13 protein-coding genes are annotated in these 20,654 nt (G+C 69.8%); 3 read left to right on the forward strand and 10 right to left on the reverse strand.

Annotation, left to right across the window (positions count from 1 at the left end):
- Both ACMW4R_RS10790 and ACMW4R_RS10795 read left to right on the forward strand, forming a co-directional pair.
- A partial coding sequence (locus ACMW4R_RS10790; protein WP_418299903.1) for an ABC transporter substrate-binding protein occupies positions 1-804 on the forward strand: 804 nt, incomplete at its 5' end.
- A 356-nt stretch (positions 805-1,160) separates the two neighbouring features.
- Positions 1,161-3,947 carry a polysaccharide lyase family 8 super-sandwich domain-containing protein gene (locus tag ACMW4R_RS10795; protein ID WP_418299904.1) on the forward strand — a complete coding sequence of 929 codons (2,787 nt, stop codon included), beginning with the start codon at positions 1,161-1,163 and terminating at the stop codon, positions 3,945-3,947.
- A 118-nt stretch (positions 3,948-4,065) separates the two neighbouring features.
- On the opposite strand, the gene ACMW4R_RS10800 is transcribed toward ACMW4R_RS10795, so the two are convergent.
- The 9 genes from ACMW4R_RS10800 to ACMW4R_RS10840 are packed head-to-tail and all read right to left on the reverse strand — an operon-like array spanning position 4,066 to position 16,501.
- A complete protein-coding gene (locus ACMW4R_RS10800) occupies positions 4,066-5,172 on the reverse strand; it encodes a glycerate kinase (protein WP_418299905.1) in 1,107 nt (368 codons plus the stop codon).
- Positions 5,169-6,053, reverse strand: a complete 885-nt coding sequence (locus ACMW4R_RS10805; RefSeq protein WP_418299906.1) for a sugar phosphate isomerase/epimerase family protein — start codon at positions 6,051-6,053, stop codon at positions 5,169-5,171. The genes ACMW4R_RS10800 and ACMW4R_RS10805 overlap by 4 nt, the downstream gene beginning before the upstream one ends.
- On the reverse strand, positions 6,050-7,228 hold the full coding sequence (locus ACMW4R_RS10810) for a DUF993 family protein (protein WP_418299907.1): 1,179 nt from the start codon (positions 7,226-7,228) through the stop codon (positions 6,050-6,052). Before ACMW4R_RS10810 ends, ACMW4R_RS10805 begins: the two co-directional genes overlap by 4 nt.
- Complete coding sequence (locus ACMW4R_RS10815) at positions 7,225-8,421, reverse strand: Gfo/Idh/MocA family protein (protein WP_418299908.1); 1,197 nt, start codon at positions 8,419-8,421, stop codon at positions 7,225-7,227. Before ACMW4R_RS10815 ends, ACMW4R_RS10810 begins: the two co-directional genes overlap by 4 nt.
- Positions 8,418-11,471 (reverse strand): alpha-mannosidase, encoded by a 3,054-nt coding sequence (locus ACMW4R_RS10820; RefSeq protein WP_418299909.1) that lies wholly within the window; start codon positions 11,469-11,471, stop codon positions 8,418-8,420. Before ACMW4R_RS10820 ends, ACMW4R_RS10815 begins: the two co-directional genes overlap by 4 nt.
- The gene (locus ACMW4R_RS10825; RefSeq protein WP_418299910.1) at positions 11,468-13,243 is read right to left on the reverse strand and encodes a glycoside hydrolase family 3 protein; all 1,776 of its coding nucleotides are present in this window, start codon (positions 13,241-13,243) and stop codon (positions 11,468-11,470) included. The genes ACMW4R_RS10820 and ACMW4R_RS10825 overlap by 4 nt, the downstream gene beginning before the upstream one ends.
- Positions 13,244-13,245: 2 nt before the next feature.
- Positions 13,246-14,166: a carbohydrate ABC transporter permease gene (locus tag ACMW4R_RS10830; protein ID WP_418299911.1), complete on the reverse strand. Its 921-nt coding sequence runs from the start codon at positions 14,164-14,166 to the stop codon at positions 13,246-13,248.
- Entirely contained in the window at positions 14,163-15,122 is a 960-nt protein-coding gene (locus ACMW4R_RS10835; RefSeq protein WP_418299912.1) for a carbohydrate ABC transporter permease, read from the reverse strand. The genes ACMW4R_RS10830 and ACMW4R_RS10835 overlap by 4 nt, the downstream gene beginning before the upstream one ends.
- On the reverse strand, positions 15,122-16,501 hold the full coding sequence (locus tag ACMW4R_RS10840) for an ABC transporter substrate-binding protein (protein ID WP_418299913.1): 1,380 nt from the start codon (positions 16,499-16,501) through the stop codon (positions 15,122-15,124). Before ACMW4R_RS10840 ends, ACMW4R_RS10835 begins: the two co-directional genes overlap by 1 nt.
- 192 nt (positions 16,502-16,693) lie before the next feature.
- On the opposite strand from ACMW4R_RS10840, the gene ACMW4R_RS10845 reads away from it, so the two are divergent.
- The gene (locus ACMW4R_RS10845; protein WP_418299914.1) at positions 16,694-17,731 is read left to right on the forward strand and encodes a hydroxyacid dehydrogenase; all 1,038 of its coding nucleotides are present in this window, start codon (positions 16,694-16,696) and stop codon (positions 17,729-17,731) included.
- Between the two features lie 46 nt (positions 17,732-17,777).
- Here the strand turns inward: ACMW4R_RS10845 and ACMW4R_RS10850 are convergent, their stop codons facing one another.
- The gene (locus tag ACMW4R_RS10850; RefSeq protein ID WP_418299915.1) at positions 17,778-20,621 is read right to left on the reverse strand and encodes a glycoside hydrolase family 9 protein; all 2,844 of its coding nucleotides are present in this window, start codon (positions 20,619-20,621) and stop codon (positions 17,778-17,780) included.
- Between the last annotated feature and the right edge of the window lie 33 nt (positions 20,622-20,654).

The following is a 20,654-nucleotide window of genomic DNA, read 5'->3' on the forward strand; positions in this document are numbered from 1 at the left end:
GAAGCCGAGGCCAAGGCCGAAGGCGCCACCGTCACCACCCAGGGCCCCGAGAAGTTCGACCCGACCCTGCAAAAGCCCATCGTCGACGCGGTCGTCGCGTCCAAGCCCGACGCGCTCCTCATCGCTCCCACCGACGTGTCGGCGATGCAGGCGCCGATCGCCGCGGCCGAGGCCGCGGGGATCAAGGTCGTCCTCGTCGACACCACCCTGGAAGACCCCTCGGGTGCGGTGTCGCAGATCTCCTCCGACAACGAAGGCGGTGGCGCGGCAGCGTTCGAGGCGATCCAGAAGGCCAACCCGAACGGCGGCAAGGTCCTCGTCGTCTCCACCGACCCCGGTGTCTCCACGACCGATGCCCGCGCCCAGGGCTTCGAAGACGCCGTCAAGAAGGACTCCAAGTTCACCTCCGTCGGTGTGCAGTACTCCCACAACGAACCCTCCACCGCCGCCGAGATCGTCACCGCCGCGCTGCAGAAGGACCCCGACATCGTCGGCATCTTCGCCGCCAACCTCTTCGCCGCCGAAGGCTCCGCCACCGGTGTCCAGCAGGCCGGCAAGCAGGGCCAGGTCACCATCGTCGGTTTCGACGCCGGTCCCGCCCAGGTCAAGGCCCTCGAAGCCGGCACCGTCCAAGCCCTCGTCGCCCAGGAACCCGCCACCATCGGCTCCGACGGCGTCAAGCAGGCCATCGCCGCGCTGAAGGGCGAATCCACCGAAGCGAAGATCCAGACCGGGTTCACCATCCTGACCAAGGACAACATCAACGGCGACGGCAAGGACGCGGTCTACAAGTCCTCCTGCTAACCCCCCTCTCGTTCTCGCGTGAGGGGTCAAGAACTGTCGCCGCGGCGTGCCCCCGGCGACAGAAGATGACCCCTCACGCGAGATGAACCCGGCTGCCCGGACCCGCACCAACCGCCAGGGCCCGGCATCCACCCCTCCCGCCCGGAGGCTTCGACAAGCTCAGCCACCGGGCACCCGCCCCGATCGAATTCAGCCACCGGGCTCCCGCAGATCAGGTCCCCGCGCGTGTGGAAGGGACGGGTACCTGCACGACCCTCAACCGAACACTCGCAAGGAAAAGGACAACGATGTTCACCCACTCGATGAGACGAGCGACGACGACGACCGTCGCGCTCGCGATGATCACAGGAGCGCTTGTGGCCTTCCCCTCCGATGCGCGCGCGAGCGCCGCGACGACGACGGCGGTGGCGGGCGCGACGGCCTCCGTCGACACGGCAGCGGAGTTCGCCACTCTGCGCGAGAAATACGCGGCCATGCTGACCGGGGGCGCGACCGTCTCCGCCTCCGACCCCGACATCTCGGCGCGGATCGCCGCGATCACGGCATCCGGTCAGCAGTCCTGGGACTCGATGAAGAAGAACGCGGACCGCAACCGGCTCTGGGACGACTCACCGTTGGGCAACGACTCCGCGGGCGTGACCCGCACCTACGAACACCTCCGGTCGATGGCGCTCGCCTACGCGACCCACGGCTCGACGTTGGAGGGGAATGCGCAGCTCGAAGCCTCCCTCATCGACGGCTTGGACTGGATGAACACGAACGCCTACTACGCCCAGGGCCCGTCGTACCAGAACTGGTGGCACTGGCAGATCGGCGCACCGCTCGCGCTGAACGACATCGTCGCGCTCATCTACGACGACCTCACCAGCACGCAGATCTCGAACTACATGGCCGCGGTCGCCTTCTACCAGCCCTCCGTGACGATGACCGGGGCGAATCGTCTGTGGGAGAGCCAGGTCATCGCGATCTCGGGGATCATCGCCCAAGACGCCACGCGCGTCGCGGCCGGCCGCGACGGTCTCAGCGCGCTCTTCCCCTACGTCGCCTCCGGTGACGGGTTCACGCGGGACGGGTCGTTCGTCCAGCACAACTTCTACGCGTACAACGGCGGCTACGGCACCTCGCTGCTCTCCGGCATCGCCGACCTTCTGTACCTGCTCAACGGATCCACGTGGGACGTCACCGACCCGCAGCGATCGAACGTGAGCGAGTGGATCTTCGACGCCTTCGAGCCGTTCCTCTTCCAGGGGAACCTGATGGACATGGTCCGCGGACGGGAGATCAGCCGCTACGGCGTGCAGGACGACGATGCCGCGGTGCCGGTCATGGCATCCATCATCCGTCTCTCGCAGGTGTCGCCCGCCTCGGATGCCGCCGCCTTCAAGAGCATGATCAAGGCCTGGCTGGCGGTGGACGCGGACAAGACCTTCCTGAACCAGGCCTCGGTGGATCTCATCGTGAGCGCCAAGGCGATCCAGAACGACTCCTCGGTGGAGCCCCGGGACGAGCTCATCTTCAATCGGCAGTTCACCGGCATGGACCGCACCGTGCACGCGCGACCGGGATACCGCTTCGGGATCAGCATGGCGTCGAGCCGTATCGCCGCGTTCGAGTCGATCAATGCCGAGAATGCGAAGGGATGGCACACCGGCGACGGGATGACCTACCTCTACAACAACGACCTCAGCCAGTACAACGACGATTTCTGGCCCACCGTCGACAACTACCGGTTGCCCGGAACGACGGTCCTGAAGAACACGCCGCAGAAGGCGAGCACCCGCACGGACCGGTCATGGGTCGGCGGCGCGAGCATCCTGGGGCAATACGGCGTCACCGGGATGGACCTGCACACGATCGACCGGACGCTGGAGGCGAAGAAGTCGTGGTTCATGTTCGATGACGAGATCGTGGCCCTCGGGGCGGGAGTCACCAGCACCGACGGGATCGACACCGAGACGATCGTGGAGAACCGCAAGCTGAACGCGGCGGGCGACAACGCCCTGACCGTGGACGGGGCGACCGAGCCGGCGACGCTCGGCTGGTCGGACACCCTGACGGGGGTCGACCGTGTGCACCTGGCGGGCAGCGTCGCCGGTTCGGACATCGGCTACTACTTCCCCGGGGGTGCGACGGTGAACGGCCTCCGCGAGCAGCGCACGGGGAACTGGAAGCAGCTCAACTCGTCGTCGCAGTGGGGCAACTCCACCCCGATCACGCGCAACTACCTCTCGCTCGCGCTCGATCACGGTACCCACCCCAGCGATGGCGCGTACTCCTACGTGCTCCTGCCGAACAAGACGAGCGCGCAGGTCGACGCCTACGCCTCGAACCCCGACATCAGCATCCTCGAGAACTCCACGTCCGCTCAGGCCGTGCGCGAGAACGGCCTCAATGTCACGGGCATCAACTTCTGGAAGGACGAGGTCACGACCGCCGGAGGCGTCACGTCCGACCGGAAGGCCTCCGTCCTGCTGAGCAAGAGCGCGGGGACCCTCGACGTCTCGGTCGCCGATCCGACGCAGAAGAACGTCGGACAGATCTACCTCTCGCTGGATACCCCGGCGACCGGCCTGATCTCGAACGACCCGGAGGTGACGGTGCTGCAATACACACCGACGGTCAAGCTCAAGGTGAACGTCAACAAGGCGGGCGGCAAGGACTTCCACGTCGCGCTGTCACTCGACGGCACCCAACAGGCGAACCCCGCACCGATCGCGATTCCGAGCACCTACGAAGCCGAGACGCTCCCGGTCAACGCGATGACGAAGGGCGTCTCGGTCGCCAATGACGCGAACGCGAGCGGGGGGAAGAGGGTCCAGATCCAGAACACCGTGGTCGGGGACTACATCGAGTACAGCCTCGATGTGCCGCAAGCGGGTACTTACGACGTGGTCGCCCGCGCCTTCAAAGCGAGCAACAACGGCATCTACCAGCTCGCCGTCGATGGAACGAACGTCGCGAGCCCGCAGGACTTCTTCTGGAACACCAGCGTCGCGCAGCGGGATCAGACGTTCGGCTCGTACGCGTTCACGAAGCCGGGCAGCTATCTCGTGCGGCTGACCGCGACGGGCAAGAACGCCAGTGCCTCGGGGATGAAGCTGATGCTCGACTATCTGAAGCTGGTGCCGACGACGGGCGGCTAGGAAGGCTGATGACCCGCCCGCGCGCCGTCGGCGCCGGGCGGGTCTGCCGCTCGAGGGGCGGCTCACTGTGCGGAGTGACCGCCCGCTGAGCGGCGGGATCGGGACGCCGGAATCGGAGTCAGGGGCGCAGGCGCTCGGCCAACACCCCTCCGGCCCGGCGGAGCCAGCGCGACGGGTCGCGTCGGGCGTCGACGCTCGAGCCGGCGAGGTCGGTGAGCGACACGACCTCCGCGAAGCCGGACGTATCGGCGTCCAGCGACACCTGACCGGCGACGACGACCGCGGGCACTCCGGCCTCGGCGGCGGCGTCCCGCACGAACTGCGCGACCTTCCCACGCGCGGACTGCCCGTCGAAGCGCCCCTCGCCGGTGACGACGAGGTCCGCCCCGGCGATCGCCGCGCCGAGTCCCACGCGTTCGGCCACGGCGGCTGCTCCCGACCTCATCACGCCACCCCACCCCGAGAGAGCGAAGCCCGCCCCTCCGGCGGCACCGGCCCCCGGCGCGTCCGGTCGGGCGGCGGGCAGCGCACGCGAGAGGAGCGCGGCGAAGGCGTGGAGGTCCCCGTCGACGCGTCGACACTCGGCGTCGGTGAACCCCTTCTGCGGCCCGAACACCCGCGCGGCGCCGGTTTCTCCCGTGAGAAGACTGCGCACGTCGCAGAGCACGCTCACCCCGCCCGCCGGAAGCGTACGCAGGCGGGACACGTCCACCGTGGCGACCGAGCGGAGCCCGCGTGCCCCCGGGGCTACCGGCCGACCCGCCGCGGTGAGGAAGCGCGCGCCGAGCGCGGTCAGCAGTCCCGTTCCGGCATCCGTGCTCGCCGAGGACCCGATGCCGACGAGGAGCCGCTCGACCCCGTGGTCGAGGGCGTCCGCGATGGCCTGCCCCACGCCGATCGTGTGGGCGTCCCACGGGCGGAGCGTCCCGGCGAGAAGCTCGATCCCGCTCACCGCGGCCAGCTCGACGACGCCGGTGCGATCGGGGAGCTCGACCCACGATGCGTGCGCGGGACCGGCGGGTCCCTCGACGACCAGCGGGTGGCGCACGGCGCCGGCCGTGGCGCTGAGGAACGCCGCGAGCGTGCCCTCGCCGCCATCCGCCATCGGGCGCGCCAGGGTCTCGATCGAGGGGTCGGCGCGTCGCAGTCCCTCCTCGAGCGCGCGGACCACCCCCTCCGCGGTCGCGGAACCCTTGAAGCTGTCGGGGGCGAGGACCACCCTCACGCGGTGGTCCGGCGGCGGCCGACCGGAACCGGAGCGCGGCGCAGGTGCGGGGCGACGACGTCCTGGAAGGCACGCGCGGTCTCGGCCAGGACGACCTTCGGGTCCCGCGCCCAGATGTCGGCCTGGAAGATCTCGACCTCGATGTCGCGGTCGTACCCCGTCGCCTCGACGGCGCGCGTGAGAGCGGCGAAGTCGATCACGCCGTCGCCGGGGTAGTGGCGGCTGAGGAGCACGTCCGCGGCGAGCGGGGTCTTCCAGTCGCACACCTGGTACGTGGCGATGCGCCCCTCGCGTCCCGCCCGCTCGATCGCTGAGATCGCCCCCGGATCCCAGAACACGTGGAACGTGTCGACCGTGACACCCACCTCGTTCGACGCGAAGGGCTCCGCGAGATCGAGGGCCTGGGAGAGGGTCGACACGACGCACCGGTCGGTCGCGTACAGGGGGTGAAGCGGCTCGATCGCGAGGGTGACGCCGGCACCCCGGGCGTGCGGGACCAGCTCGCCGATCGCGTCGCGCACCCGCTCACGGGCTCCCGCGAGGTCACGGGACCCCGGGGGGAGTCCACCGGCCACGATCACGAGCGTCGGCGTCGAACCGGGCGCTCCCGCCGCGGCCAGCTCCGCCGTCTCGTCGATCGCGCGGCGGTTGTCGTCGAGCGATCCCGTTCCGGTGAAGAAGCCCGCGCGACACGACGTGGTGAAGCGCAGTCCCGAGTCCCGCAACATCGCGCACGCGGTCGCGAGGCCGACCTCGGCCACGGGCTCGCGCCACAGGCCGATCGCCCCGTACCCCGCCGCGACCGTCAGCTCCAGCGCGGAGCGGAGGTCGGCGTGCTTGATGGTCGCCTGGTTGATCGACAGGCGCGGGTGGGCCCTCACGCGTCCGCCCCGTTCACACGCAGAAAGGCGTGCCAGCGGGATGCCGCCCGCTCGGGGTCCTCGAGGACGTTCGCCGTGTTCGCCAGCTCGACGATCCGCGACAAGTGGGGGAGGCTCCGCGCGGAGTGCAGGCCACCGACCATCTGGAACGCCGGTTGGTGTCCGTTGAGCCACGAGAGGAACGCCACTCCCGTCTTGTAGAAGTGCGTCGGGGCCGCGAACAGGTGCCGGCTCAACGGCGTCGTGGGATCCAGCACGGCGCGGTACGACGCGTGGTCGCCAGCGTCGAGGGCTCGGATCGCCGCGGAGGCGGCGGGGGCGACGGCGGCGAATGCGCCGAGGAGGGCATCGGAATGGGTGCGGGTGCTCCCCGGCGGCGGCTCGGCGTCGTCGAGCAGGTCGACGTAGTGGAAGTCGTCGCCCGTGAACATCCGGACGCCCTCCGGCAACCGCGCGCGGACCCACCGCTCGGCCTCGGCGTCGAGCAGGCTCATCTTGACCCCGGCGACGTGGTCGACGTTCTCCGCGATGATGTCGAGCAGCGTGGTCGCCGCGTCCTCTCCGCGCGTCGAACCGAAGTACCCCGCCAGCTCCTGATCGAACGCCTCCCCGAGCCAGTGCAGCACGACCGGACGCGACGCGCGGCTCAACACCTCGCGGTACACCCGGCGGTAGTCGTCCGCCGAGGTGGCGGTGCGCGCGAGATGACGGGATGCCATGAGCACGGCATCCGCTCCCTGTTCCTCCGCGAACTCGAGCTGCCAGACGTACGCATCGACGATCTGCGAGAGGGACGCGCTCGGGGCCTCGAGGTGATCGGTGTTGACCCCCACGACCAGCGAGCCGCCTTCCTCACGGGCGACCTCCGCGGACCGAGCGATCAGCTCGCGGGTCGCGGGGGTGTCGAGCCCCATGTTGCGTTGCGCGGTGTCCATCGCATCCGCGACACCGAGGCCCCACGAGAAGAGGAAGCGACGGAAGTCCAGCGTCGCATCCCAGTCGATGCGGGCGGGCACGCCGGGGGTGTTGTCCGCCCACGCGAGGGGAACGACGTGCGCGGCCGCGTACACGACCCGACTCCGGAGGGGAGAGGTGGGCCGCCGCCAGGACGGCGCGGGGCGCAGCGCGGTCGCGGTCAGTCGACCATCCGCACCGAGCAGGCGAAGCCCGGTCATCGGGCGACACCACCGGGCACCGCCGTCAGCGTCTCCAGCGCGATCTTCCGCCCCTCGCGGCTCGAGCGAAGGCCCGCCTCGGCCAGCTGCACACCGCGCGCGCCGGCGAGGAGGTCGAACGCGTAGGGCGTCTCCTGGACGTATGACACGAGGAAGTCCTGCCACTGCTGACGGAAGCCGTTGAGGAAGACGTCGTTGTCGGGCACGCGTTGCCAATCGGCGGCGTAGTCGTGCGCGTCCTCGAGGTCGGGGTTCCACACGGGCTTGGGGGTGGCGCCCCGCGGCTGGATCTCGGCGCCGAACAGACCGACGACGGCGGAGCCGTGGGTTCCGTCCACGTGGAACTCGACCAGTTCGTCGCGGTGGACGCGAACGGTCCAGGAGGAGTTGATCTGCGCGATGATCCCGCCCTCGAGCTCGAAGATGCCGTAGGCCGCGTCCTCGGCGGTGGCCGTGTAGTGGTCCCCCGACTCGTCCCAGCGGTCGGGGATGTGCGTGGCGGCTTCCGCGTACACGCTGCGCACGGGGCCGAACAGGTTCTCCAGCACGTAGTTCCAGTGCGGGAACATGTCGACGATGATGCCGCCGCCGTCCTCGGCGCGGTAGTTCCAGCTCGGGCGCTGGGCGCGCTGCCAGTCGCCCTCGAAGACCCAGTAGCCGAACTCGCCACGGACGGAGAGGATGCGTCCGAAGAACCCGGAGTCGACCAGGCGCTTCAGCTTCTGCAGCCCCGGCAGGTAGAGCTTGTCGTGCACGACGCCGGTCTTCACCCCCGCTTCCGCGGCGAGGCGCGCGAGCTCGAGGGCTTCGTCCAGGCTCTCCGCGGTGGGCTTCTCGGTGTAGATGGTCTTGCCCGCCGCGATCGCCTTCCGCAGCGCCGCGGCGCGCGCTTTCGTCACGAGGAAGTCGGCGTAGATCTCCCAGCGCGGGTCCGCGAGAGCGGCATCCAGGTCGGTGGTGAAGTCCTCGATGTCGTGCCGGGCCGCGAGCTCGGCGAGGGTGGCGCGGTTACGGCCCACGAGCAGCGGTTTCACGGTCACGCGAGAGCCGTCGGGGAGGTCAATGCCCCCGGCGTCGCGGATCGCGAGGATCGAGCGCACGAGGTGCTGACGGTAGCCCATGCGTCCCGTGGCGCCGTTCAGGATGACGCCGATCTCGCGGGTGCGCACGGCGGTGTCGGTCGGAAGGGTCATATCTGCCTCTCTGTCGGCCGTCGGGGGCCGGGGTCGGTGGTGCGCGCCGGTCGGCAGCGCAGCGTGAGGATCTGGAAGGCGCGGAGGGTGAGGTCCACGGCGTCCGTGTCGGCGCGGTGGAGCGCGGCGTCGAGGGGGCGTTCGAGCAGGTCGACCTCGTCGATCGTCGCGAAGGGGATGCCGAACGTCAGTCGTCCGTCCTGCCGGCCGCCCGTCGCCTCGTGCAGGCGCACGATGAGATCGCCGGAGCCGTCCTCGGCGAGCTTGACGGTGAGGACGCGGATGCCATCGGTCGAGCAGGCGACCAGGGGACGGACCTCCTGTCCGCCGAGGACCACGCGCTCCGCGCGATCGAGCCGGTGCCCTTCCTCCGCGGCATCCGTCAGTGTCGCCTCCGGACGGATGCGGAAGCGCATCTCGTGCCGCCCCTGGTCGGCGTGCGGATCGGGGAAGGTCGGGGCGCGGAGGATCGACAGCCCCACCGTCGTCACGACGGCACCGCTGACGGAGAGGCTCCTCTCCACGGAATGGCCGTAGGTGGAGTCGTTGGCGATCGCGACGCCGTATGTGGAATCCGCGACGTGGATCCACCGCTGCGCCACGACCTCGAACCGCGCTTCGTCCCAGGAGGTGTTGGTGTGCGTGGGGCGCGTAACGTGTCCGAACTGGATCTCGGCTCGGGTCTCGTCGGCGTGGATCTCCAGCGGGACGACCATCCGGAGGAGGCGGTGCGTCTCGCGCCAGTCGACGCGGACCTCGACGTCGATTCCCGCCGCATCGGGTGCGAGGCGCAGCGTCTGGGTGAGGGTGCTCGCTCCGACGGAGCGCGTGGCCGAGACCACTCCGGCTCCGTCGTCGCCCACGAACGCCACGATGGTGTCCGCGCGGTCGAGGTCGATCGCGCGAGCGCGAGCGCGGTCGTGGGCGTCGACGTCCCACGCGTCCCATTTGTCGGGGTAGTCGGGGTGCAGGCGCAGGAGAGCGGCGCGAGCGCCCTCGGGCAGGGCGTTGCGCCCCGAGGGGCCGGAGAGCCCGACGAGCAGGCCCTCGGCGTCCACGACGGCGCGGACGACGCCGTTGGACAGCACCCAGCCTCCCTCGGCGGTCGCCGTGAGACGCGTCGCGGCTCGGGGCGGGGGAGACAGCGCGACAGCACCGGCGCCGACACCGCCGAGGGGAAGAGGCGCGGAGTTCGCCGTCAGTGTGCGCGTGCCCGGACCGGTCAGCGCGGCGAGGCTCGCACCGATCGCCTCTTCGAGCTCGATCGCGAGAGCGGCGTACGCCTCCTCGGCCTCGCGGTGCACCCACCCGATCGAGCTCCCCGGCAGGATGTCGTGGAACTGCAGGAGAAGGGTCTGCCGCCATGCGCGGCGCAGCAGCTCATGCGGGTAGGGCGCATCGCCGTAGAGGGCGGCCGTCGCGGCCCACAGCTCGGTCTCGTGCAGGAGCCGCTCGGTCCGGCGGTTGCCCTGCTTGGTCTTGACCTGGCTGGTGAGGGTGCCGCGGTGAAGCTCCAGGTACATCTCGCCCGTCCACACCGGCAGTGCGGGATCCTCGTCGCGAGCGCTCTCGTAGAAGTCGCGCGGTGCGCCGAGGGTGACGCGGGGCGACCCCTCCAGATCGGCCTGGCGGTGCGCTCGCTCCACCATCTCGCGCGTCGGACCGCCGCCCCCGTCGCCCCAGCCGAACGGCGCCAGAGACACCGTGCCGGTCGCGTGATCGGTGTAGGTGCGTTCGGCGTGGGCCAGTTCGGCGGGGGAGAGCTCGGCGTTGTAGGTCTCGATGGGCGGGAAGTGGGTGAAGACCCTCGTGCCGTCGATGCCCTCCCACCAGAAGGTGTGGTGCGGCATCCGGTTCGTCTGGTTCCACGAGATCTTCTGCGTCATGAACCAGTCGGCACCGGCCAGACGGATGAGTTGGGGAAGGGATGCCGAGTACCCGAACGTGTCGGGGAGCCAGACCTCCGAGGTCTCGACGCCGAACTTCTCCAGGAACCATCTCTTTCCCACCACGAGCTGTCGCGCCGTCGCCTCGGAACCGGGCAGGTTGGTGTCGGGCTCCACCCACTGCCCGCCCACGGGGACGAATCGCCCGGCGCGCACCTGCTCCTCGATACGAGCGAAGACGGCCGGATAGTGCTCCTCCATCCACGCCAGCTGCTGGGCGGAGGAGCAGGCGAAGCGGAGATCCGGATGCCGCTCGAGCAGATCGAGCACGTTCGAGAAGGTGCGCGCGCACTTGCGGATCGTCTCGCGGAGGGGCCAGAGCCACGCGGAGTCGATGTGCGCATGCCCCGTGGCCAGCACCGTGTGCGCGCTGGCTGCGGCGGGGGAGGAGAGGACCGGCGCGAGGATCGCGCGGGCACGCTCGACTGAGCCGCGGACGTCGTCCGGGTCGATGGCGTCGAGCATCGTCGACAGGCTCGAGCCGATGCGGGCGGCGCGCGGCGAAGATGGCGGGAGCTGTTCCGCGAGCCCCGCGAGCACCTCGATGTCCAGCAGCAGGTGCTCGACCCTCGTGTCGATGCGGCCGATCTCGAGCCGACGCAGCGTATAGAGGGGAGAGGACTCCGGCAGGGGACCGTCTCCGAGGTGCGTCGGACGCCAGTGGGACTCGGGCGGGATCGTGGGATTCGCGGCGAGCTCGAGATACAGGTCGACCTCGCCCTCCACCGGGACCCAGGCGTTGCGGGGCGACACGGCTTTCACGATCGAGCCGTCCGGGCGGAAGGCGAGAGCCTCGGCCTGGAAGCCGGGCGACTGGTCGTTGAAACCGAGGTCGACGAGCAGCTCGCTGCGGTGGTGTTCCGAGGCATCCCAGTCGCGGGGGACGACGCCGGTGACGTGCAGCCAGAGCGTGCTCCACGGCGTTCCCCACGGCGCGCCGACACGGAGGGGACGGAACTCGCGCCCCCGGGCCTCGGAGAAGGGCACGGGTTCCCCCGGTACGGGCCACGCCGCGATGTCGACCGGGGCGGACGCCTCCACCCTGAGGGGGCGCAGCCTCTCGCGGACGAAACGGTCGAGACGGTCGGCGACGGGAAGTCTCATCGGGCGGACACCACGAGTCGGTGGCCGGCCGGGAACAGCGGATCCGCCGTGCCGTTGGGCACGTCCTCCGGGGAGTTCTCGACGGCGGCCATCGACCGGGGGATCTCGAAGGGAAGGCGACCACGCGGGGCGATGCGGCCGGAGAGCGCGGCGACCAGCGCCGCGTCACTCACCCCGCACGTGCCGACGACGGTGTCGGCGATCTCGACGAGCGGCGTCAGGATCGCCGGTCGTTCCAGGTTCGCGTCGACGATGAGACGGGTCGCCTTCGCGAGGGAGCCGAGGCGTGCGAGCAGACCCGGACGGTAGTTCAACGACCCCTGGTGGAAGAGCGACTCGAAGAGGAGGTCGTCTCGCGGATCGTAGGGGGCGGGCAGGCGCACGACCGCGACGTCGGCGTCTTCGGGACGGGCGACGACGGTCCCCCACGGGCGGGCGGCCTCGGCGGACATGCCCTCGACATAGACGCGCCGGCCGGGCGCGGCCGCGAGGGGCAGGACGCCGTCGTCGGAGAGCACGATCACGGAGGACGCCTGGGCGTGGAACCCTGCTTCGCTGTGCGCGGCGCACCCGACGATCTCGGCCGCGGCGTCCTCGTCGACGAAAGGGTCGTCAAACAGGCCGAGTCGGAACTTGAGGGCGAGCAGGCGGAACGCCGACTGGTCGATGCGCTCTTCGGCCACGTGCCCGGTGCGGACGAGGTCGAGCAGCAGATCGGTGCATTCCTCGCCGCCGAACTGATCGCACCCGGCGTCGAGGACCTTGACGATGCGTTCCGAGGGAGACAGATGCTCGACGCCCCACGCCTTGGCCGGAAGGACCTGCCCCTGAGCCACGTTGTCGTGGATCAACTCCCAGTCGGTCACGACGATCCCGTCGAAGCCGAGGGACTCGCGCAGAAGCCGTGTCACGATGCGGCGGTTGAACGCGAAACCGACCTCTTCGACCGGCTCTCCGTCGAGCTCGAGCCCCACCGGCATGCCGTAGTAGGGCATGAGCCCGGCCGTCCCGGCGCCGATCGCGGCGGCGAACGGCGCGAGATGCTCGGCGAAACGTCCGCCGGGGTAGACCTGCTCGCGTCCGTACGGAAAATGCGCGTCCTCCCCGCCCTGCTGGGGGCCCGCTCCGGGGAAGTGTTTGGTCACGCAGGCCACGGAGGTCGGACCGAGCTCGTCGCCCTGGAACCCGCGCAGGTAGGTGAGCAGGGCGCGGGTGGTCCGCTCGGCATCCGCTCCGAAGGTCTGGAACTGCCGTCCCCAGCGGGCGTCGCTCGCCAGGTCGACCTGGGGGTGCAGGGCCATCCGGATGCCGACGGCGAGATACTCCGCGCGGGCGATGCGCGCGTGTTCCAGGATGTCGGCGTCATCGAGCGCGGCCAGGCCGAGGGGCTCTGGCCACTGCGAGAACCCGCGAGCCGCGAACGACGCGCCGGCATTCTCGGTGAACGCGTGCCGCGGGTCGGTGCTGATGGTGACCGGGATGCCGTGCTCGGTCTGCGCCGCGAGAGCCTGCAGCGCGTTGGCCCAGCGCGCGGCTTCGCGAGGCGTTCCCAGACCGTGCACGTTGAAGTGGTTCATCCGCTTGTCGAGCACGACGGTGCTCGTCGGCGACTTGCTGAGGGCGCCGGTGGTCTCGACGAGCGAGCCGTTCGCGCCTGACTCGATGACCGTGTGGAACATCAAGCCGACCTTCTCTTCGAGGCAGAGGCGCGGCAGCAGATCGGCTGTGCGTTCTTCTGCGGAGAGGCGGGGGGTGCGGTAGTCGGGGGTCACGGTCAGCCTTTCAGGCCGGTGAAGCCGATCCCCTTGACGATGGAACGCTGGAAGATCAGGAAGATGAGGATGGGAGGGATGCTGGCGATCACCAGACCCGCGATGAGATACGCCGGGTCGGTCGCTTGCGCGAGGCGGGGGAGGGCGACGGCGAGCGGCTGAGTCTCGGGGTCGGTCAGCACGATGAGCGGCCAGAGGAACTCTTTCCAGGCCGTCATGATCGACAACAGGGAGACCACCGCGAGGATCGGCCGCGACATCGGCAGGACGATCCGCCAGAAGATGGTGAACCATCCCGCTCCGTCGAGCTGCGCGGCCTCGAAGAGATCGCGCGGGATGTCCTCGAAGAACTGCTTCACCAGCAGGATGGTGAAGGCATTCGCTCCCGCGGGCAGCCACACGGCCCAGGGGGTGTCGGTGAGGCTGAGGTGCAGCAGCGGCAGGTCGAGCACCGTGAGGTACAGCGCGATCAGGGTCACCGTGCCGGGGACGAAGAGCGTGAGCAGGATCGCCCCGTACACGATGCGCCCGTACCAGGGTCGGATCACCGCGAGAGCGAACCCCGCGGTCGCCGAGACGACGAGCTGGACGATCCACGACCCGCCCACGAGCACGACCGTGTTGCCGAGATACTGTCCGATAGACAGGAGGTTCCACGCGTCGGGGAGGTTCTCCCACTTCGCGGGGCTGGGAACGAGACTGAGGGGATGCTGCAGCAGATCCGTCGTGGACGAGATCGCCGCGCGCAGCATCCACAACAGGGGAACGGCCCCGAGGGCCACGAGACCGATCAGCAGGACGATGTGCATCGCCCGCCACCCGACGAAGATGCGGGGTCGGCGCCAGTCGAAGCTGGACAGGATGCCGCGTTCGCGCGGCTGTGCGGCGGCTCGCGCCGGACGGTTCTCGGTCGTCGCGGTCATCGGGTGCTCCAGGAACGGGTGAGCCGCAGATAGACCGCGGAGACGATGATGAGGACGACGGCGAGGAGGAGGCTGAGGGCCGTGGCCACGCCGTAGTTGCCGAAGAGGAACGCGTAGCGGTAGATCATCAGCAGGATCGTCACGGTGGCGTTGGCCGGTCCTCCGTCGGTCATCACGTACGGCTCGGTGAAGACCTGGATCGCCCCGATGATCTGCAGCAGCAGGAGCACGAGGATCACCCCGCGCATCTGCGGGAGAGTGATGTGCACGATGCGCTTCCAGACCGAGGCGCCGTCGAGTTCGGCCGCCTCGTAGAGCTCTGTGCTGACGCCGGTCAGCGCGGCCAGGTAGATGAGGATCGCGGTGCCGGCACCCGACCAGGTCGCCACGATCACGAGGCTCGGCATCGCGGTGCCGGGGGACTGCAGCCAGGGCAGGGGGTCGATGCCGACGAGTCCGAGGAGGCTGTTGACCACCCCCGACGCGCCCGGGTTGAAGAACACCTTCCAGAGCAGGACCGAGACCACGGGAGGGATCACGACGGGCAGGTAGGCGAGAACGCGTGCGAGGGTGCCGCCGCGGCGCAGCTCGGAGATGAGCACCGCGCACACGAGCGGGACGGGGAGTCCGATCGCCAGCGAGAGCACGGTGAACCACAGCGTGTTCACGGCCGCGCGGGGGAGGAGCGGATCCGAGAAGAGCACCTCGAAGTTGCTCCACCCGACCCACTCGGGGGCAGTGACCAGGTCGGTCTGCTGGAAGGCGAGGGCCGCGCTCTGGAGGATCGGCCACCAGGCGAAGTAGCCGAAGACGACGAACGTGGGGAGCAGGAAGACGAGCCCCGCGATCGCCGCCCGCCGGCGCGTCAACGAGCGCCGACGCGGTACGCCGGGGCGAGCCGCCTGCGCGGCACGAACGGGTGTCGTGCTGCGCAGGCGGTCGGTGGTGACGGTCATCACTTGTGCTGGGCCAGGATCTGGTTGACCCGCTGCTCCGCGTCGTCGAGCAGCGAATCGATGTCGGCGTTCTCGTCCGTGAGGACCGATTGGACGACCGGATCGAGGGCCGCATAGATCTCCTGCGAGGCGACGGCCGGCTCGGGGACGTACTCGAGCTTGTCGAGCGAAGCGGTGTACGGCGCGAAGTTCTGCACGGGGACGTTGACGTAGTCGGCGATCGCATCGCGGTAGGCGGCGTAGGCCTCAGCGGTGAAGATCGGGGCGACGGGCACGCCGACCGGCAGGCCGTCGGCGGCCGAGGCCTTCGCGGTCTCGGCCGCGACCTCGAGGTCGTAATTGGGCCGCAGGGCACGCCAATCGATCCACTTGACCGCGGCCTCTTTCTCGGCCTCGGTCGCGGTGGCGTTGACCATGAGGACGGTGGCTCCGGCCAGCGTGGCGTTCGCTCCGCCCTGGGGCATGGGTCCCGCACCGAACGCCTCGGGCTTGCCGCCCGCCGCGATGTAGTTGGGGTACACGTCCGGCGGGGCGGTCACCCACATGCCGACGTTGCCCGCCGTGAATTCCGCGACGAGGTCCTCCTGCTTTCCGAGGACGTTGTCGCCGAGCGAGTCGTCCTTCCAGCGCATGTCCTTCCACATCTGCAGCACCTCGCGGGAGGCGTCGTCGTTGAACGCCGCCGTCCAGGTGCCGTCAGCGGCCTGGTCGATCATCTTCCCGCCGTAGGTGTAGTCGTAGCCGGTGAGGTGCCACCCGCCGCTGTTGTTCGTCGAGATCTCGCCGAAGCCGGTCTTGCCGGTGGCCTCGGTGATCTTCTTCGCCGCGGTCCGGACCTGGTCCCACGTCTGCGGCGGAGAGTCGGGGTCGAGACCCGCCTGGGTGAAGAGGTCGCGGTTGTACACGAGTCCGAAGGCGTAGCTCTTCTCTGGGATGCCGTAGACGGCGTCGCCCTGCTCGAGGAACTGCATCACGCGCGGGTTGAGGTTCGAGAAGCTGTCCAGCTTCGAAGCGACGGAGGCGATGTCGGCGACCTGGCCGCGTTCGATGAGAGCCGGGGGCTCGGTCAGCGGCACGCGCAGGAGCGTGGGGGCGCTGCCGCCGGCGAGGCGGGTGGCGAAGGTCTTGGCATCCCACGGGACATCGGATGCCTCGAGGGTGATGTTCGGGTTCGCCGCCTCGAACTCCGACACCTGGCGTTCGAAGAGCTGCACGGCGGCCGTGTTGGTCGCCGCGGGCTTGCCCATGACGGTGATCGTGACCTTCCCGTCTCCGCTGTCGGCGTCGCCGGCTCCATTGCCGCCGCTGCAACCGGCCATGACCGCCAGGGCGGGCACGACGACGGCGGCTGCGATGACGCGGCGTGTGCGGTGTTGCATGATTCCTCCGTTCGGGGGCGGCCGGATGACCGCCGCGCGCGTACCCGACGAGGAACAGGTGGTGCGCCACCTCGTCGTGTACGTGGCCCAGTATGAACACAGCCGTGTTCAGTTCGCAAGAAATATTTTCAAATCGGAAACACAAAGGTTTAAGACTTGTGCACTTGTGAGAGGTGTGGTTGCCTCGTGCTCATGGCTGACACCGTCGACGGCGACACCTCGAGCGGACGCCCCCACGCGCTCCTCGTCATGGCCCCCCGCACGTACGCCGATCTGTTCGATGAGGCCCGCTGGGCGCGTCTGCGATCGCTCGTGACATTGGACGACCCGGTGCGCGTCGACGTCTTCGACGGCCGTGCGCTCGAACGCCTCGCCCAGGTGGAGTATCTGATCACCGGGTGGGGAGCCCCGCACCTCGGGCCCGAGGTTCTCCGCGCGGCTCCGCGCCTGCGTGGCATCCTCCACACCGGTGGGTCGGTGAAGAACCTCATCTCCGAGGACGTCTGGGACCGGGGCATCGTCGTCACGAGCGCGGCGGAAGCCAACGCGATCCCCGTCGCGGAGTTCACGCTCGCGATGATCCTGCTGGAGGCCAAGCGCGTGCCCGCCTACATCGCGGGCTACGCCTCGACGCGCGAAGTCGCCGGGGGCTGGCGCGACGGGATCCCCCCGTCGGCGACCTTCGGCGGCGCCGTCGGCATCGTCGGCTTCTCGCGTGTCGGACGACGCGTCGCGGCGCTTCTCGCCCCCTTCGGCTTCGAGGTCCTCGTGGCCGACCCGTACGCCGCGGCGGAGGAGGTGCGGGCGGCCGGCGCCGCTCTGGTGGAACTGGACGCCCTGATGGCCGGGAGTGACATCGTGTCGATCCACGCCCCGGAGCTCCCGTCCACCCGGCACCTGCTGGACGCGCGACGGATCGCCTCCATGCGGCCGAACGCGGTGCTCATCAACACCGCTCGCGGATCGCTCGTCGACACCGAGGCCCTGCTCGAGCGCTGCCGGAGCGGACTGCTGCGCGCGGTCTTGGACGTCACGGACCCCGAGCCGCTCCCGCCCGACTCCCCGCTCTTCGGGGCGCCGGGGGTGGTGCTGACGCCGCACATCGCCGGGGCGATGCACGCCGAGACCCTGCGGCTCACCGACTCCGCCCTGGACGGTCTGCAGACCCTCGTGCGGGGCGAGGCGCCGACGAACAGGGTCGATCGATCCCTGCTCGGGCTCTCGGCCTGACGCACGACGAAGCAGGGGCGAGCCGGAGCTCGCCCCTGCTTCGTCGTCACTGGACGACGACCCCTGTCGTCGTCGCGGAGGTCACCACAGCCGACGTGGTGTCGGTGGTGCGCACGGAGTAGCTGTGCACGCCCTTCACCCATCGGCCGGTGACGGCGTAGACCGCACCGTCGGTCACGACCGTGTCGGACGGATCCACCGGGGCCATGTCGTGCACCACCCCGTCCAGCACGAGCTGGACCTTGTGCGGCGCCTGCCCGTCGGCATCCGTGTACGTCGCCTGCACGGTCACGTCGTCGCCGGTGGTCAGCGATCCGCTCGTGTGCGAGATCGCCGTGAGGGTCGGGGCTGTGCCCGTCGCCTGGTTGGTGAAGCTCACATCGTCGACGAACAGCTCGCCGTCGGTGTCCGCCGTCTGCTGCAGCCAGAAGACGATCTTCGCCTGCGAGCGATCGAGGCCGGGGAAGGCCGCAAGGTCGAACGAGTACGTGTTCCACGTGCTCGACACCGCGATCGGCGCGTTCCCCGTGACGCGATGGTTCGAGTCGGCGTCGGAGACCTCGATGCGCAACCGCAGGTTGGGCGAGGGCGAGCGCATCGTGACGCTCAGGTAGCGGTAGCCGCTGGCGTCCGCGGCGTGGTGCCACGGCTGGAACTTCGCCTGGGATGCCGCTGTCGCGGGGTTCTGGAAGAACCTCCCGACCGTCCGCCCGTCGACGGTGGTGTTGGTCACCGAGCCCACGCCCGCGTGGTTGTTGTACCAGTTCGTCCAGGTGTAGCCCTGGACGCCGAACAGGCCGTCCTTGCCGAACCCGTCGTACAGCAAGGGACTCTGCGGCGTCGGCAACGGAGGGGCCACGGTGTAGTGCGTCGACGAGTACACCTGCGACCCGTCGGTCTGGGTGCCGCGGACGTCCACGCGCGTGTTCGTGAACGGGGCGGCGCTGTCGACGTTGACGACGCCGGTCGCGACGCCGCCCGCCACGGTCATGGGCGACCAGTTCGGTCCGAGGGCGGGAGCGTCGAGACCGCTCTCGGCGAAGACGGTGACGTCTCCCGTGACCTCGTCGCCGATCCGGGGCGAGGTCACGTTCCGCGCGGCCGGCGCGGTCCCCGCGGACCAGGGGGCATCCCCGACGGCGGTCAGGCCGAACAGCGCCGAGAAGAGTCCCGCCTCGATGCTGACGCTGTACTCGTTGTAGCGCCACTGCTGCCCGCTGTCCTGCCACACCGGGCGGTCGACGTACCACGGGCTCGCGCTGCGGACGTCGAGCGGGTCCCGGGCGTTGGGGCCGCTGACCAGCGCACCCGGCACGACGACGCCCGTGCCCGCTTGATTCTGCGCGTCCTCGTCGAGGCGGGTGTGCAGGAACTTCACGCTCTTCTCGCCTACGCCGGACACCCAGCTCGTGCCCCAGGGGTTGTTCCCGAACACCCAGTAGAGACCGCGCTGGACGGCGCGGAGAGCGCGCTCGTCGCCGAACAGCTCGTAGTAGCGCAGGGCGTCGGCCACGTAGGAGACGTGCGGTTCGTTGACCCCGAAGTTCTTGAACTGATTGACGACGCCGTAGGGCGTGTCGTCGGTGCTGGAGAGGAAGTAGTCCAGCTGCTTCTCGAGGTACGCATGGATCTGCCCCTGGGCCGTCGGCGTCGCCGCGGGATAGAGCTCCGCCATCGAGAGGGGCGCGAGGTCCCAGTAGTTCGTGTTCGACAAGATGCTGAAGTCCGTGGCCGCGATGGTGCTCTCGGCGGCATCCCGGTACGAGGTGTCGCCCGTCAGCAGGTGCAGCTCGACCTCGGCGAACAGCAGCGAGTTGTCGATCCCTCCGCGTGTGGTCGAGTACCCGCCGAGCGGATCCGCCCGGTGCGTGTCGGCGTAGGAGTAGAAGCCCTCCGCGCCGGCGCGGGCCTGTGCGGAGAACGCTTGCCACTCGGCGACGTCGGCGGACGGGATCGCGCCGTCGGCGAGGGCCTTGTCCACCGCGCGCGCCGTCGCGGCGAGAGTGCCCGCGGCCTTCGCCGAGCCGCCGACCCCGTAGCCCGAGATACGTCGGTCGTCCTTCGTTCCGACGATGCCGTCGGTGTGCTTGTCGGGATGCTGGAAGCCCCCGCTGCCCTTGACGTCCCAGAACGCCCCGCCGAAGGCATCCCACATCCGCAGGAGGTACTCGCTGCCGAAACGGGCCTCGTCCACGAGATCGGGCACGCCGTTGGCGTCGTTGTCGAAGGCGACCGCGGGGGTGTCGCCGTAGCGGAGGTAGCTGATGGCGATGTTGCCCCCGACCCACTGGTTTCCGCCGTAGATGCCGTAGTCGCCGGCGTCGTACCACCCACCCGTGAGGTCGTAGTGGACGGTGCCGTTCTCGGACGCGGCGTCGTCGAGGTGGCCCGGGCCGTGGAAGATCTTGGCCGAGGGCGCGATGCTGCTGTAGCCGTCCGGGTAGGCGTCGGCGGTGGCGACACCCGAGCGCTGCAGGCGGTAGAACGCCGTCATCTCGTCGAGGTAGCCCGCCCAGACGTTGTCGCGGATCGCGAAAGGGGGCGAGGCGATGCCGTCGACCTCGAGTGCGTAGTCCTCGCCGAGGGTCGTGAGATCGGAGAAGTCCACGGTGTACACGTGGTCGCCCCACACGGTTCCGGCGTCGGTGAGCGTGCATGCGGGCACCGCGACCGTCGTCCCCTGGAGGATGCGACAGGATGCGCCGGGGGCGAGGTTGCCGTCCACGACGATGGACCCCACCTTGAGCCCCGTGGCGCTGTAACCGGCCTGGCTCACCGCCACCTGGGTGACGGTCGCCGCGAGCGCGGGTGTGGCGGCGATCACCCCTCCCGCGGCGAGGGCGACGACCGTCGCACCGCCGATCCAGAGTGTCGTTCGTCGTCGAATCATGACGTCTCCTTCGAGTCGTCGCGGCGTCGTTGC

The organism is Microbacterium sp. S1037 (genome assembly GCF_048381605.1).
GTDB lineage: Bacteria > Actinomycetota > Actinomycetes > Actinomycetales > Microbacteriaceae > Microbacterium > Microbacterium testaceum_B.

Bases quoted from the DNA above. Each gene is read 5' to 3' on its own strand.
- ACMW4R_RS10810 (WP_418299907.1), bottom strand. From the start codon at position 7,228: ATGACCGGGCTTCGCCTGCTCGGTGCGGATGGTCGACTGACCGCGACC.
- ACMW4R_RS10815 (WP_418299908.1), bottom strand. From the start codon at position 8,421: ATGACCCTTCCGACCGACACCGCCGTGCGCACCCGCGAGATCGGCGTC.
- ACMW4R_RS10820 (WP_418299909.1), bottom strand. From the start codon at position 11,471: ATGAGACTTCCCGTCGCCGACCGTCTCGACCGTTTCGTCCGCGAGAGG.
- ACMW4R_RS10830 (WP_418299911.1), bottom strand. From the start codon at position 14,166: ATGACCGCGACGACCGAGAACCGTCCGGCGCGAGCCGCCGCACAGCCG.
- ACMW4R_RS10835 (WP_418299912.1), bottom strand. From the start codon at position 15,122: ATGACCGTCACCACCGACCGCCTGCGCAGCACGACACCCGTTCGTGCC.
- ACMW4R_RS10840 (WP_418299913.1), bottom strand. From the start codon at position 16,501: ATGCAACACCGCACACGCCGCGTCATCGCAGCCGCCGTCGTCGTGCCC.
- ACMW4R_RS10845 (WP_418299914.1), top strand. From the start codon at position 16,694: ATGGCTGACACCGTCGACGGCGACACCTCGAGCGGACGCCCCCACGCG.
- ACMW4R_RS10850 (WP_418299915.1), bottom strand. From the start codon at position 20,621: ATGATTCGACGACGAACGACACTCTGGATCGGCGGTGCGACGGTCGTC.